The following is a 13,332-nucleotide window of genomic DNA, read 5'->3' as shown; positions in this document are numbered from 1 at the left end:
AACACTTGTTAGGGAAGGATGTTTCCGATGCCCGCAGCCCACGACAGCCCCGAGCGCGTCTCGCAGGACGGCCCCGAGCCCGCCCCGACCGAGCCCGTCCTGTACGAGCGCCGCGGCCCGGTCGCGTACGTGACGATGAACCGTCCGCGATACCGCAACGCGCAGAACTCGGCGATGACCTACGCCCTGGACGCGGCTTTCTACCGCGCGGCCGACGACCCCGACGTCAAGGCCGTGGTCCTCGCCGGCGCGGGTGACCACTTCTCCGCGGGGCACGACATCGGCACCCCCGAGCGGGACGCGCATCTGCCCTTCGAGCGGCGGGCCGGGCTCTGGTGGGACCACTCCGACAAGCAGGGCGCCGAATCGCGGTTCGCCCGCGAGTCGGAGGTGTACCTGGGCATGTGCCGGCGCTGGCGCGAGCTGCCGAAGCCGGTGATCGCCTCGGTCCACGGGGCGTGTGTGGCGGGCGGGCTCATGCTCGCCTGGGTCTGCGACCTGATCGTGGCCTCCGACGACGCGTTCTTCGCCGATCCCGTCGTGCGCATGGGGATCCCCGGCGTCGAGTACTTCGCGCACCCGTGGGTGATGCCGCCTCGCGTCGCCAAGGAGTTCCTGTTCACCGGCGACCGGATGACCGCCCGGCGGGCGTACGAGGTGGGGATGGTCAACCGCGTCGTCCCGCGCGGCGAACTGGCGGGGGCGGCCGATGAGTTGGCGCTGCGCGTCGCCGAGATGCCGCGGCTCGGGCTCGCCCTCACCAAGCGGGCGGTGAACCAGGCCGAGGACCTTCAGGGCCTGCACGCCGGCATGGACTCCGTGTTCGGCCTGCACCACCTCGCCCACGCGCACAACGCGGAGACCGCGAAGGACTCCCTCGGCGGCATGGACGTACGCGCGATGAAGGAGGCGAACGCCTGATGGACCTCGACTTCACGCCCGCCGAGGACGCGTTCCGCGCCGAGGCCCGTGCGTGGCTCGCCGGGCATGTTCCGGGCGAGCCGCTGCCTTCACTTGAGACCGGGGAAGGGTTCGCCGCGCATCGCGCGTGGGAGGCGCAGCTTCACGCCGGGCGCTGGTCGGTGGTGTCCTGGCCCGAGGAGTACGGGGGGCGGGGCGCCGACATCTTTTCGTGGCTGCTCTTCGAGGAGGAGTACTACGCCTCGGGCGCCCCTGGGCGTGTCTCGCAGAACGGCATCAACCTGCTTGCGCCGACCCTCTTCGACCACGGCACACCTGAGCAGCGGGCCCGGGTGCTGCCCTCCGTGGCGAGCGGCGAGACGATCTGGGCGCAGGCCTGGTCCGAGCCGGAGGCCGGGTCCGACCTGGCGTCCCTCAAGTCCAGGGCCGTGCGCACGGAGGGGGGCTGGCTGCTGTCCGGGCAGAAGACCTGGTCATCGCGGGCCGCCTTCGCCGACCGGGCCTTCGGGATCTTCCGTACGGATCCTGACGCGCCCAAGCCCCATCAGGGGCTGACCTACCTGATGTTCGACCTGCGGGCGCCCGGGGTGACCGTGCGGCCCATCGGGCGGCTCGACGGGAAACCGGCGTTCGCCGAGCTGTTCCTCGACCGGGTCTTCGTGCCTGACGAAGACGTCATCGGCGAGCCGGGCAACGGGTGGCGTATCGCTATGTCGACTACGGGGAACGAGCGGGGGCTCACGCTCCGGTCGCCCGGGCGCTTCCTTGCTGCCGCCGATCGGCTCGTACGGCTGTGGGGGGAGCGGGGGGAGGATGCCGGGATCCGCGATCGCGTTGCCGATGCCTTGATCGGGGCGCGGGCGTATCAGCTGTTCACGTACGCCAACGCATCGCGGTTCGCCGCCGGTCAGACGATCGGGGCCGAGTCCAGTCTGAACAAGGTGTTCTGGTCGGAGTACGACATCGCTCTGCATGAGACCGCGCTCGATCTGCTCGGCTCCGACGGCGAGTTGGCCGATGACCGCGGTGGGTGGGGTGAGGGGTATGTCTTCTCGCTCGCCGGGCCCATTTATGCGGGCACCAATGAGATCCAGCGCGACATCATCGCCGAGCGGCTGCTCGGCCTGCCGAAGGGACGGCGCTGATGAGGTTCCTCCTCGACGCGGAGCAGGCCGAGTTCGGGCGCACGCTCGACCGGCTTCTGACCGCCGCGGACACCCCTGAGGTGATCCGCGCCTGGTCGTCCGGCGATCACGGGCCCGGGCGGGCGCTGTGGTCGCGGCTGGGCGGGACAGGTGTCTTCGCGCTCGCTGTTCCGGAGGCGTATGGCGGGGCGGGGCTCCTGCCGGTTGAACTGGCCGTTTCCTTTACGGAGTTGGGGCGGTTCGGGGTGCCCGGACCCGTGGTGGAGACCGCCGCCGTGGCTCGGCTTCTGGACTGCCTGCCTGATGTTGCCAAGGAGTGGCTTCCCGGGATCGCCTCGGGGGATGTGGTGGCGTCCCTCGGTGTGGATGGTTCTTACGTCCTGGATGCGGACTCCGCCGACGCCGTCTTCGTCGTCTGTGGCGATGAGCTGCGGCTTGCCTCCGGCCACGGGCCTCTCTTGCCCTCCGCCGATCCTGCGCGCCGGCTCTACGCGCCGTCTGTGGAGGGTGGGACGCTGCTCGCGCGCGGGCCGGATGTGCGGGACGCTGCCGCCCGGGCCGTGGATCTCGCCGCGTTCCTCACCGCCGCGCAGTCGCTCGGTGTGGGCCTCTCCCTGCTGCACCGGACCGTCGAATACGCCACGCAGCGCACCCAGTTCGGCTCCCCCATCGGCTCCTTCCAGGCCGTGAAGCACCGGCTCGCGGACGCGCTCACGGGGCTGGAGTTCGCGCGGCCGCTGGTGTTCGGGGCGGCGCTCTCGATGGCACCCGGGGACATCGCCGCGGCGAAGGTTGCGGCGGGTGAGGCTTCTTACGCGGCGGCGCGGGCTGCCCTCCAGCTGCATGGGGCCATCGGGTACACGCAGGAGCTGGACCTGTCGCTGTGGCTGCGCAAGGCCCGGCCGCTGCGGGACGCGTGGGGGGCACCTGCGGATTGCCGGGCTCGGGTGCTGGCGGAGGGGGTTGGCGGCTGACTGCGCTCTGAGGGAGGGGCGGGTCGGTTCAGTTCTGGTTCGGTGCGCCTCGCGGCCTCGGTCGTGGGGGCACTCGCCGTTCAGGGGGCGGCGCCGTGCCTGCGACGCCTCGCCGTTCAGGGACCGCGCTGGAAGATCAGGCGGCCGCCGTACTCGTCGACGCACGCGGGATGCCCCGCGTGGTGCGGCGCCGTGCCTGCTGCGACTCGCCGTTCAGGGTGCGGCGCCGTGCCTGCGACGCCTCGCCGTTCGTGGGTGCGGGGCCGCGCCGGGATGTACGTGCTCGCTGTTCTATGGGTTCTGGGCATCGGAACGTGGGCCCGAGCGCTCCCGCACGTGGCTCCGCGCGCACATCCCGCCACGTCCCCTCCCGTCGGGGGGGCGGCTACGGGCCGGTGGGGCTTCCTCTCGCCCACGGCCGTTTCGTACGCGGCTGATCGCCGTGGTCCGTTCCGTCGCGGGGTTGGGGCGCTCAGGGGAAGGTGACTACGGCCGTGCGTCCCCTGGCGTGCAGTGCGCCGGCAGCAGTGGACGAGGTCACCAGCGCGGCGTCGTAGCGGGCGAGCTCATGTCCTCCGACGTTCGCGCCCTCGCCGTCCAGCGCTACGACCAGGGCCTTGCCGGTGATGGTGAGGCGGCCTCGGACCACTGCCACCGCGGGGGGCGTGCCGGCTCCTCTGCGCCACATGACGTTGAAGTTCACGACCGGGCCGTCGATGAGGCGGCAGTCGGTCGGGACGTCGCCTCGGAAGTCCTGTGGCACGTAGCGCTCGTCCACGGTTCTGTGGTCGTCGCCGACCGTCAGTTCCATGCCGGCGCCCTCGACCATCGTCAGGGTCCGGTCGACGTCGGGGAACGCGGAGAACGGGCCGTCGCCCGCTACGTCCGCAAGGCTCACCCGCCACACGAAGTCGTCCGTCCCCGCGTCCGGCGGCGACGCCGCGATGTTGCGGGTGACCCCGCCGCCGTTCTTCCAGGCCGCGGCGGTTCGCTCCGCTGCGGGCAGCAGCCGTACGCCGTTGTCAGTGGTCCCGGGCATGGGGCGGCTCCGATGGTGCTGGGGTGTGGCGAAAGTGCCGAGGTTACGTCACTGGGGTGAGGTCCAAGCCGGCGGCGAGGCGTTGTCTGTGTTCGGCCGGGGCGCCGAAGAGCAGGCGGGCGGAGTGCGCTCGTTTCAGATGGCGGTGCGCCTGGTGTTCCCAGGTGATGCCTATGCCGCCGTGCAGCTGGATCATCTCGCCGGCGATGTTCGTGTACGCCTGGGAGGAGGCGGCCTTCGCGGCTGCCGCCAGGTGGGGTGCCGCGTTGGAGTGTGCGGCGGCTTGGGCGAGTGAGCGTGCGGCCTCCAGTTCGACGTGCAGGTCGGCTATGCGGTGCTTCACCGCCTGGAACGAGCCGATGGGCCGTCCGAACTGCACTCGGTTCTTGGCGTACTCGATGGTGTCCACGAGCGCCTGGGTTGCGGCGCCCATCTGTTCGGCCGCCAGCGCTGTGCAGGCGAGATCCCGTACGCGGGACAGGATTCGTCCTCCGTCTGCGGCCAGGAGCTCGACGTCCGGGGTCCCGTCGAAAGTGATGCGGGCCTGGGGACGCGTCTCGTCCATGGTGGGGAGGGGCGTGAACTCGCCGTCTGCACAGGTGACTTGGTGGAGGGCGGGGCCTTCTTCGCCTTGGGCCAGTACCAGGAGGGTGTCCGGGTGTCCGGGGCCTGTCAGGACATGTTCCTTTACACCTGTCAGTCGGCCCGCTCGGACTCGGGCGCTCAGCGCCTTTGGCTCCCAGCTGCCGTTTTCCGCCCAGGCCAGCGCTCCTACTGCGGTGCCGTCGGACAGCCTGGGGAGCAGTTCGGCGCAGGCCCTCGCGTTGCCGGAGGCGACCAATGCCTGCGTGGCCAAGATGGTTGAGGCCAGGTACGGGACCGGGCTGAGTGTCCGGCCCAGTTCCTCCATGACCACGTATGTTTCCAGCGTGCCGCCGCCGACGCCGCCGTACTCCTCCGGCACCCCTAGGCCTGCCGCGCCGACGGCCTCCGTGAGCGGGACCCAGGCCGTCGCGCCCTCGTGCTGGGTCAGCACCGCCCTTACGGCTGACCTCAGGTCGTTCTGTTCCCGTGTGAATTTCATGTGGTCTCTCCTCTTGCCGTACGGCGCAGCTCGCCTTTGAGGAGCTTGCCGCCCGCGTTGCGCGGGAGCTCCGGGACTGTGACGAAGCGGCGCGGGACCTTGAAGTTGGCCAGGCGCTCACGCGTCCACGCGGTGAGCTTCTTTGCGTCTACGGGTCCGGATACGACGATGAAGGCGACGCCCACCTCGCCGAGTCGTTCGTCCGGAGCGCCCACTACGGCGGCGTCCACTATCTGTTCGTGGCCGAGCAGGGTGTTCTCCACCTCGGCCGGGTACGCGTTGAAGCCGCCCACCACATACATGTCCTTGAGCCGGTCCGTGATGGTGAGGAAGCCACGGTCGTCGAGCTTGCCGATGTCGCCCGTGCGGAGCCAGCCGTCTTGGGGGACTGCCTCTTGGGTTGCCGTTTCGTCGTCCAGGTAGCCGCGCATCACGTGGTAGCCGCGCACCTGTACCTCGCCCGGTTCGCCTGCGGGCAGTTCGTCGCCCAGCGGTGAGGCGATCCGGATCGCGGTGCCGGGCAGCGCGCGGCCCACCGTGTGCGCGACGGTCCACGCGTCGGCGTCCGTGGGGCAGACGGAGACGACGCCTCCCGACTCGGTCAGCCCGTACGCCGTGAACACGTCGGGGGCGCCGAGTTCGGTGCGGATGAGTTCTACCAGTTCCGTTGGGATGGTTGCGGCGCCCGTTCCCGCGAGTCGTAGCGCTCCGAGGTCGGTCTCATGTCGGCGAGGGTGGTGGATCAGGCCGTGGAAGATCGTGGGCGGGCCCATCAGGCAGGTGACTCGTTCGGTGGCGATGCGCTCCAGGACGCGGTCCGTGTCGTAGACCTCCTCCGGCAGCATCGTGACGCCGCGCAGCAGGCAGGCGATGACGCCCGCCTTGTAGCCGAACGTGTGGAAGAACGGGTTCACCAGGAGGTAGCGGTCTCCGGTGCGCAACGTGACCTGGCGCGACCACTCCTCGTAGAGACGGACCGTCTGTCCGTGCGTGGTCATCACGCCCTTGGGGCGGCCGGTGGTGCCGGAGGTGTAGAGGATGTCGCTGAGGTCGTCGGGGCCCACGGTGGCGGCGCGGGCCAGGCGTTCGGTGTCCGTGACACCCTCGCCCGCCTTCAGGTACGCGTCCCAGGCGATGGCGTCGTCTTGCGCCTCGCCGCGGAGGACGACCATGGAGTGCAGGGCGCCCAGGTCTTCTCCGCTGGCCGTCAAGGTGTGGACGTAGTCGGTGCCCAGGAAGCCGCGTTCTGTGTAAAGGATCTCGGCACCGCTTCGGCGGATGATGTCGGCCGCCTCGGCCGCCTTGTAGCGTGTGTTGACCGGGACGAGGACCGCCCCGGCGCCGACCGCGCCGAGTGCGGCGAGGATCCACTGGCGGCTGTTGGCGGCCCAGATCGCGACCCGGGTGCCGGGGCGTATGCCGTGTGCGACGGCGGCGCGCGAGGACGCGGCGATCTCGTCGCGCAGCCGGCTGAAGGTCCAGCGGACCTCGCCGTCGGCGAGTGCCTCCCGGTCGCCGTACGCGGCGGCGGCGTACTCGGGGAGCTGGGCGAGCGTGCGCGGTGGGGTGGTGCTGGTCACGAACCCTCCCTGTGATCAGGGGTACTTGACGTGCGAGCGTGGCCGGTATCCAATCACAGGTGTTTCGGTTAGGCATATACCTAGTAGGTACATTCCTTGGAGGCCTCACATGCCGATCCCCACCCACCCCGCCACCTCGGCCGAGGACCTGAAGTCCGCCCTCGCCGGTTTCTGTACGGGCGTCGCGGTCATCACCGCGCTCGACGGCGACGGCTGCCCCGCGGGCATGGCCGTGCAGTCGTTCTCGTCGGTCTCGCTCGACCCGCCCCTGGTCTGCTTCTGCCCGGCACACACCTCGACGACCTGGCCGCGGATCAGGGCGGCGGGTCGGTTCGCGGTCAACGTCCTCGCCGAGGACCAGCGCGAGCTGTGCCGGCGCTTCGCGGTGACGGGCGGCGACAAGTTCGCGGGCACGCCCTGGCGGCCGGGCGGCAACGGCGCGCCCCTGCTCGACGGAGCGCTCGCCACGATCGAGTGCGAGCTCGCCGACGTGCTCGACGGCGGCGACCACGCCATCGCGCTCGGCCGGGTCACCTCACTGACCGCGCACCGCGACGCAGGGCCGCTGCTCTACTTCCGGCGCACCTACGGGCGCTTGCCGCGCTCCAGCTCCTCGATGTCCGCGAGCATGGCGTCGGCGAGGTCACGCTCGGACGCGTAGTACCGCTCGGCCCACTTGAGCGTGAGCGCCGGATAGCTCCAGGCCTCGCTGGCCTTCGCGCCCTCCACGTCCTCCTCCGCGCGCAGCCGCATCGTCTCGGCGAACTCACGGTGCCGCGCGAGCACTTCACGCATCTGTTCGGCTTCGAGCAGATGCCCGAGCCAGAGCCGCAGCATGGGCCCGTGCTTGAGGACGGGCGGGTCCACGGGCGCCTCGCGCGCCCAGGTCCGCACCGCCTCCATGCCCTCGTCGGTGATCCGATAGACCCGCTTGTCGCGCGTACCGGTCTCCTGCGCGACCATCCGCGAGGTCGCGTAACCGGCCTTCTCCAGGCGCTTGAGCTCGCTGTAGATCTGACTGAACGACGGGCTCCAGTAGAAGAAGCGCAGGGACCAGTCCGACCACTTCTTCAGGTCGTAGCCGGACAGCTCCTCGCCGAAGGAGAGCAGCCCGAGCACCGCCCAGCTGGTCGCCGGGAGTGCGGGGCGCTCCGCGCCCGCCGTGTCGTCTACCGCCTTCTTCTTCACCACGCACGCAGTCTACGTAGCCCCTTCCCCCGGCCTACGTATACCTGCTAGAAGTATTTCTATTAGAAACACATCACTCGGGAGGATCCCCGTGAAGTTCTCCATGATCTTCGAGGCCCAGCTCGCCGACCCGACGCCAGAGAACGAGCGCCAGGTCCTCAGGGACTGCGTCGAACAGGCCGTCTTCGCCGAGGAGATGGGCTTCGACCGCATCTGGGCGGTCGAGCACCACTCCCTCACCCAGTACGCGCACATGAGCGCGTCCGAGATCTTCCTGACCTGGGTCGCGGCCAGGACGTCCCGGATCCGCATCGGGCACGGCGTCGTCACGATGCCCTTCGGCTACCAGCACCCCGTCCGCGTCGCCGAGCGCGCCGCGATGCTCGACTCGCTCACCGGCGGCCGCGTCGACATCGGCGCCGGGCGCGGCGCGACCAAGCAGGAGATGCGGATGTACGGGGTCCGCCCCGAGGACACGTATCCGCAGATGGAGGAGGCCCTGCGGATCTTCTCCTCGGCGTGGCGCGAGGAGCAGTTCGAGTGGCACGGCTCGATCGACATCGGGCCCGGCGCGATCCTGCCCCGCCCGGTGCAGACCCCGCACCCGCCGCTCTTCATGGCCTGCTCCAAGCACGACACGCTCAAGCTCGCGGCCGAACTCGGCATCGGGGCCCTGGTGATGGGTTTCGCCGGCGCCGACGACGTCCGTACGATGCGCAAGGTCTACGACGAGGCCATCGCGACCCGCACCGGCGAGCGCTTCGTGTCGACCGAGGTCAACGACCACCTCTCGGCGCTCTGTCCGACGGTCGTCCTCGACGACGCGGACCTCGCCCTGCGCCTCGGCACGCGCGGCCAGCGCTTCTTCGCCGAGTCGATCGCGCACTGGTACGGGAACGCCCCCGCGCCCACCTCCTACGCGGAGTCCGATGACGCGGCGACCCACGTGGCCGCGATGGCCAGGGACCGCGAGGAGCTCGTCGCCAAGCTCCACGAGGCGAACATCCCGGCCCGCCCGGTCGACACCGGCACCTACAACGCGGAGCACGCCTACGGCTCCGCGGACACCGCGATCAGTTACGTCGAGCAGCTCCGCGAGATCGGCGTGGACGAGGTGATGTGCCTGATCCAGATGGGCACGGTCCCGCAGGAGGCGTGCATGGAGACCATCCGCCAGTGGGGCGAGAAGGTCATCCCGCACTTCCGGACGCTGGAGGCGAAGTGACGGTCTCACTGGACGGCAAGGTCGTCGTCATCACGGGCGCGGGGCGCGGGCAGGGCGCGGCGGAGGCCGCTCTCGCCGCGGCGGCCGGCGCGCGGGTCGTGGTCACGGACATGCGGGAGGAAGAGGGCGTCGAGGTCGCCAAGTCGCTCGGCGGGCAGGGGCTGTTCGTACGGCACGACGTGTCGGACCCGGACAGCTGGGGCGAGGTCGTCGATGCCACGCTCGGCGCCTTCGGGCGGATCGACGCACTGGTCAACAACGCGGCGCTGTGGCGCACCGCGTCGGTGGAGCGGGAGACGCTGGAGAACTTCGAGCAGCTGATCCGCGTCAATCTCCTCGGCCCGTTCCTCGGCATCCAGGCCGTGGTGCCCGCGATGAAGGAGGCGGGCGGCGGATCGGTTGTCAACGTCTCGTCGACCGCGGGTCTCATCGGCATACCCGGGCACGCGGCTTACGGCTCCACGAAGTTCGGCCTGCGTGGCCTGACCCGGTCATCGGCGCTCGACCTGGCGGGGTACGGGATCCGCGTCAACTCGGTGCACCCGGGCGCCATCGACACCCCGATGATCGCCGGGGTCTCGGGCAAGGACTGGTCGCATCTGCCGCTGGGCCGGTTGGGACGCCCCGAGGAGGTCGGTGAGCTGGTCCTGTTCCTGGCGTCGGACGCCTCCTCGTACATCACCGGCACGGAGTTCACGGTGGACGGGGGGTCGACGGCCGGATGACGACGCACGATCCCCTCACCCCGCCGGCGCGCACCCTGTGCGACGCCATGTCGGCCGCGTTCCCCGACCCGGCCGACGGCCCCCTCGACGCGGGCGCCCTGCGGGCCGCCGCGCGGGCGGGGCTCGGGAAGCCGTCCGTGCCGATGCGGTCGGTCACCGAGCGCCTTGTGCCGGCGCAGGGCCTCGACGCGCCCGTGCCCGTACGGATCTACGAGCCCGAGGCCGACGGCCCGCGCCCGCTCGTGGTGTTCCTGCACGGCGGCGGATGGGTGCTCTGCGACCTCGACACGCACGACGGGCTGTGCCGTCAACTCGCCGCACTGACCGGCGCGTTGGTGGTTTCCGTCGACTATCGACGCGCGCCCGAGCACCCCTTCCCCGCCGCCTCCCACGACGCGTACGCCGCCGCGCGGTGGGCCGCCGCGCACGCGCGGGAGCTGGGGTGCGACCCGGACCGGCTGTTCGTCGCCGGGGACTCCAGCGGCGGCAACCTGGCCGCGGCCGTGGCCCTGCGGGCGCTGAGCGACCCCGAGGGTCCAAAGGTCGCGGGCCAGTTGCTGCTGTACCCCGTGCTCGACCACCGGCTCGGCGGCGAGTCCCCGGTGGCGTTCGAGCGGGGGTTCTTCCACACGACGGCTCATATGCGCTGGTACTGGGAGCAGTACCTCGGCGCCGGTGGCGATCCCGTCGCCGCGTCCCCCGGGCTCGCGCCCGAACTCGACGGTCTGCCGCCCGCCCTCGTGCTCCTCGCGGACTGCGACCCGCTGCGTGACGAGGGGCTCGCGTACGCGCGGCGGCTCGCGCGGGCGGGAGTGCGGGCGGAGGTGGCGCTGTATCCGGGGATGTTCCACGGGTTCCTGGGCGCGGCCGGGTTCCTGCCCGAGGCGGACGCGGCGCTCGCGCGGGCCGCCGCCTGGCTGACCCACACCCCGGGCACCGCGGCCTGACGGCGTTCGCTATTTTGTTCGCCGCCGTCCCCACCGGCTCTGTCCCCCTCCCCGAACCACAGAGGAGCCGGCCGTGGAAGCCGAGTCCCAGCCCGCCACGACCCCCGCGGTCACCACCTGCTACCGCCATCCCAAGGTGGAGACCTACGTCAGCTGCACCCGCTGCGAGCGGCCCATCTGCCCCGACTGCATGCGGTCGGCGGCCGTCGGCCACCACTGCCCCGACTGCGTGAAGGAGGGCGTCCGCTCGGTCCGCCAGGCCCGCACGGTCTTCGGCGGACGGGTCTCGGCCGTCCCGCTCGTCACGTACGTCCTGATGGGCCTGAACATCGTGGCCTACCTCGCCGAGCTGGTGCGCCCGGCCGTGGTGGACCGGTTCGGGATGCTGGGCGCGGGGCTCGTCGGCCCTGACGGCGGGCATTACGTGTACCAGGACGGGTTCCCGGCCGACTTCCACGCGGAGGGGGTGGTGGCGGGCGAGTGGTACCGGATGATCACCGGCGCGTTCCTCCACATGCCGGCCACCGAGGGCGTCTTCGGGATCCTGCACATCCTGTTCAACATGTACTCGCTGTGGAACCTCGGCCGTGTCGTCGAGACGCAGCTGGGCCGCGTCCGCTATCTCGGCGTCTATTTCCTGTCCGCGTTCGGCAGCTCCGTGCTCGTCTACCTGATCGCCCCGGGCACCCTCACGGTCGGTGCGTCGGGCGCGATCTTCGGGCTCGGCGCCGCGTACTACGTGATGGCGCGGCGTCTGGGCGCGGACATGAGCGGCGTCAACCGGTTCATGGCCTACTTCCTGCTGTGGATGCTGATCTCGGCCGGATTCGCCTCCTGGCAAGGCCACTTGGGCGGCCTGCTCACGGGCGGCGCGGCCACCCTCGCCCTCGCCTACGCGCCCCGCGCCCGCCGCACCCTGGTGCAGGGCTCGGCGTGCGCGGCGCTGCTCGTACTCCTTGTGGCGCTGACGCTCCTCAAGCAGCCGTAGAGGGACGGGTTGTCACTGCGCCTGCTCCTGGAACGCCGGCAGTTCGAGGATCCGTTCCTTGCCGGCGTCGTCCATCAGTTCCACCAGGGGCAGGACCAGGTCCCACAGGTCCTGCTTGTCCACCTCGCGGGCCAGCGCGTCGAGTTCCGGCGCGGGCAGCGCGCCGGCCGCCGCGGCGACCTCCCGGCGGGACTCGTCCGGCAGGATCTCCGCCAGCGGCAGGAACTCCGCCCACAGCCCCGTCGCCACCACGGCCCGTACGACACCCTCAATGGCACCGTCGCCCCGCAGTGACGGCAGTGCCGCGACCGCCCTGCGCTCGTCCTCACCGAGCAGCGCCACCAGCGGGAGCAGGGACTCCCACAGGTCCTGGTCGGCGACCGTGGCGACCAGCGAGTCGAGCCGATCGACGGGCTGCGCGGCCGTGAGCGAGGCGATCCGGCCCCGCTGTTCCCCGGTCACCATCCCGGCCACGGCCAGCGCCTGGGGCCACAGCTCCTCGGTCGCGGCGGACGCGATGACCTGCGCCAGCCGCTCCTCCCCCATCAACTCGACGATACGGCCGGTGCGTTCGGGCCGGTCGATGGCGAAACCGGTGCGCAGCACGGCCGCGTCGTCGACCTGCGGCAGGATCCGGGTCAGCGCCGCGTCCCGCAGATGGCCGACGAAGCGGCCCATCGTCAGATGGTCGCCGCGCTCGGCGAGCGCCACCGCGATCCGGACGACGAGGTTCTCGTCGAGCCGGTCCACGATGCCGGGGATGCGGCGCGGGTCGAGGTGCGCGCACGACTCGGCGGTGAACGGTACGGGAAGCTTCTCGATGATGTCGGCGGCGCGCTGGGGGTCGAGGCGCCCGGCGACCGCGGCGGCCAGGCGCGGCCCGAGCGCCTTCTGCGAGATCGCGGCGGCGACCCCGGCGGGCACCAGCTTGGTGGCCGCCGCGATCCGGTCCAGCATGTCGGGCATCCGGTCGAACAGGGCGGCGACCGTCTGCTCGTGGAAGCGGCGCACGTCGTCCGGCGGCAGCTCCAGCAGGAAGCCGAGGCTCTCGGGCTCGGCGTCGAGCAGCCTCGCGATCTTGAGGACCTCGGCCCGGCCCCGCAGCTTGTCCGTGACAGCCATGTGCACGTCTCCTATCAAGAGGCCTTGGGCCTTTCATTTGGATCAGGCCTGCGAACCCGGCGTGATCCGAACGAAGGGCCCTAGCGGAAGAGGATGCGGCGGACAGGTCCGCGGGCGAGGGCGGGGACCAGCTTCAGCGCCTCCTCGGCGGCCTCACCGAGTCCGGCGGCGCGGCTCTCGCGCTCGCGGCGCAGGGCGGCGGCCAGGAGCAGGGTCTGCGATTCAGTCAACTCGCCGAAGGCCTCCGGGGGTTGATCCCCCAGTTCGGCACCGAGTTCGGCACTCGCTTCGGTACTCAGCTGTGCCCGTGCTTCGTTGCTCACAGCGACCTCCCGGTCAGCGCGCGGTTCACGTCCGGCTCGCACCTGATCCGCACTTGGTCCGCGCTCGGCTC

At 71.1% G+C, this 13,332-nt stretch carries 14 protein-coding genes; 8 read left to right on the top strand and 6 right to left on the bottom strand.

Annotated features, from left to right (window positions below):
• The first annotated feature begins 27 nt into the window (after window positions 1–27).
• The 3 genes from OG574_RS33420 to OG574_RS33410 are packed head-to-tail and all read left to right on the top strand — an operon-like array spanning window position 28 to window position 3,040.
• A complete protein-coding gene (locus OG574_RS33420) occupies window positions 28–921 on the top strand; it encodes an enoyl-CoA hydratase (protein ID WP_326776234.1) in 894 nt (297 codons plus the stop codon).
• Window positions 921–2,066: an acyl-CoA dehydrogenase family protein gene (locus OG574_RS33415; protein WP_326776233.1), complete on the top strand. Its 1,146-nt coding sequence runs from the start codon at window positions 921–923 to the stop codon at window positions 2,064–2,066. The genes OG574_RS33420 and OG574_RS33415 overlap by 1 nt, the downstream gene beginning before the upstream one ends.
• Window positions 2,066–3,040: an acyl-CoA dehydrogenase family protein gene (locus OG574_RS33410; protein WP_326776232.1), complete on the top strand. Its 975-nt coding sequence runs from the start codon at window positions 2,066–2,068 to the stop codon at window positions 3,038–3,040. Before OG574_RS33415 ends, OG574_RS33410 begins: the two co-directional genes overlap by 1 nt.
• Before the next feature lie 472 nt (window positions 3,041–3,512).
• Here OG574_RS33410 and OG574_RS33405 read toward each other — a convergent pair whose 3' ends face one another.
• The 3 genes from OG574_RS33405 to OG574_RS33395 are packed head-to-tail and all read right to left on the bottom strand — an operon-like array spanning window position 3,513 to window position 6,743.
• Window positions 3,513–4,079, bottom strand: coding sequence for a HutD/Ves family protein (locus OG574_RS33405; protein ID WP_326776231.1), 567 nt, complete (start codon window positions 4,077–4,079; stop codon window positions 3,513–3,515).
• Between the two features lie 43 nt (window positions 4,080–4,122).
• Window positions 4,123–5,163, bottom strand: a complete 1,041-nt coding sequence (locus OG574_RS33400; RefSeq protein WP_326776230.1) for an acyl-CoA dehydrogenase family protein — start codon at window positions 5,161–5,163, stop codon at window positions 4,123–4,125.
• Window positions 5,160–6,743, bottom strand: coding sequence for a FadD3 family acyl-CoA ligase (locus OG574_RS33395; RefSeq protein WP_326776229.1), 1,584 nt, complete (start codon window positions 6,741–6,743; stop codon window positions 5,160–5,162). Before OG574_RS33395 ends, OG574_RS33400 begins: the two co-directional genes overlap by 4 nt.
• 109 nt (window positions 6,744–6,852) lie before the next feature.
• Here OG574_RS33395 and OG574_RS33390 point away from each other — a divergent pair, with 109 nt between their 5' ends.
• Window positions 6,853–7,404, top strand: a complete 552-nt coding sequence (locus OG574_RS33390) for a flavin reductase family protein (RefSeq protein ID WP_326776228.1) — start codon at window positions 6,853–6,855, stop codon at window positions 7,402–7,404.
• Here the strand turns inward: OG574_RS33390 and OG574_RS33385 are convergent.
• Window positions 7,329–7,934 (bottom strand): PadR family transcriptional regulator, encoded by a 606-nt coding sequence (locus tag OG574_RS33385; protein ID WP_100592279.1) that lies wholly within the window; start codon window positions 7,932–7,934, stop codon window positions 7,329–7,331. The two genes, OG574_RS33390 and OG574_RS33385, sit on opposite strands and share 76 nt — an antisense overlap.
• Window positions 7,935–8,022: 88 nt before the next feature.
• Here OG574_RS33385 and OG574_RS33380 point away from each other — a divergent pair, with 88 nt between their 5' ends.
• The 4 genes from OG574_RS33380 to OG574_RS33365 all read left to right on the top strand — a co-directional run bounded on the left by OG574_RS33380 (window position 8,023) and on the right by OG574_RS33365 (window position 11,816).
• Entirely contained in the window at window positions 8,023–9,156 is a 1,134-nt protein-coding gene (locus OG574_RS33380; RefSeq protein WP_326776227.1) for an LLM class flavin-dependent oxidoreductase, read from the top strand.
• Window positions 9,153–9,881: a glucose 1-dehydrogenase gene (locus tag OG574_RS33375; RefSeq protein WP_326776226.1), complete on the top strand. Its 729-nt coding sequence runs from the start codon at window positions 9,153–9,155 to the stop codon at window positions 9,879–9,881. Before OG574_RS33380 ends, OG574_RS33375 begins: the two co-directional genes overlap by 4 nt.
• Window positions 9,878–10,828 carry an alpha/beta hydrolase gene (locus OG574_RS33370; protein ID WP_326776225.1) on the top strand — a complete coding sequence of 317 codons (951 nt, stop codon included), beginning with the start codon at window positions 9,878–9,880 and terminating at the stop codon, window positions 10,826–10,828. The genes OG574_RS33375 and OG574_RS33370 overlap by 4 nt, the downstream gene beginning before the upstream one ends.
• Window positions 10,829–10,901: 73 nt before the next feature.
• Window positions 10,902–11,816 (top strand): rhomboid family intramembrane serine protease, encoded by a 915-nt coding sequence (locus OG574_RS33365; protein ID WP_326776224.1) that lies wholly within the window; start codon window positions 10,902–10,904, stop codon window positions 11,814–11,816.
• A gap of 12 nt (window positions 11,817–11,828) precedes the next feature.
• On the opposite strand, the gene OG574_RS33360 is transcribed toward OG574_RS33365, so the two are convergent.
• Both OG574_RS33360 and OG574_RS33355 read right to left on the bottom strand, forming a co-directional pair.
• Window positions 11,829–12,938: a hypothetical protein gene (locus OG574_RS33360; RefSeq protein WP_326776223.1), complete on the bottom strand. Its 1,110-nt coding sequence runs from the start codon at window positions 12,936–12,938 to the stop codon at window positions 11,829–11,831.
• An 80-nt stretch (window positions 12,939–13,018) separates the two neighbouring features.
• Window positions 13,019–13,261: a hypothetical protein gene (locus OG574_RS33355; RefSeq protein ID WP_326776222.1), complete on the bottom strand. Its 243-nt coding sequence runs from the start codon at window positions 13,259–13,261 to the stop codon at window positions 13,019–13,021.
• Window positions 13,262–13,332: the final 71 nt, after the last annotated feature.

This window comes from Streptomyces sp. NBC_01445 (assembly GCF_035918235.1).
Taxonomy (GTDB): domain Bacteria; phylum Actinomycetota; class Actinomycetes; order Streptomycetales; family Streptomycetaceae; genus Streptomyces.
The sequence above is the reverse complement of the archived record's forward strand: the minus strand, read 5'-3'. Positions and strand labels throughout refer to the sequence as shown.

Bases quoted from the DNA above. Each gene is read 5' to 3' on its own strand.
- OG574_RS33420 (WP_326776234.1), top strand. From the start codon at position 28: ATGCCCGCAGCCCACGACAGCCCCGAGCGCGTCTCGCAGGACGGCCCC.
- OG574_RS33415 (WP_326776233.1), top strand. From the start codon at position 921: ATGGACCTCGACTTCACGCCCGCCGAGGACGCGTTCCGCGCCGAGGCC.
- OG574_RS33410 (WP_326776232.1), top strand. From the start codon at position 2,066: ATGAGGTTCCTCCTCGACGCGGAGCAGGCCGAGTTCGGGCGCACGCTC.
- OG574_RS33405 (WP_326776231.1), bottom strand. From the start codon at position 4,079: ATGCCCGGGACCACTGACAACGGCGTACGGCTGCTGCCCGCAGCGGAG.
- OG574_RS33400 (WP_326776230.1), bottom strand. From the start codon at position 5,163: ATGAAATTCACACGGGAACAGAACGACCTGAGGTCAGCCGTAAGGGCG.
- OG574_RS33390 (WP_326776228.1), top strand. From the start codon at position 6,853: ATGCCGATCCCCACCCACCCCGCCACCTCGGCCGAGGACCTGAAGTCC.
- OG574_RS33370 (WP_326776225.1), top strand. From the start codon at position 9,878: ATGACGACGCACGATCCCCTCACCCCGCCGGCGCGCACCCTGTGCGAC.
- OG574_RS33360 (WP_326776223.1), bottom strand. From the start codon at position 12,938: ATGGCTGTCACGGACAAGCTGCGGGGCCGGGCCGAGGTCCTCAAGATC.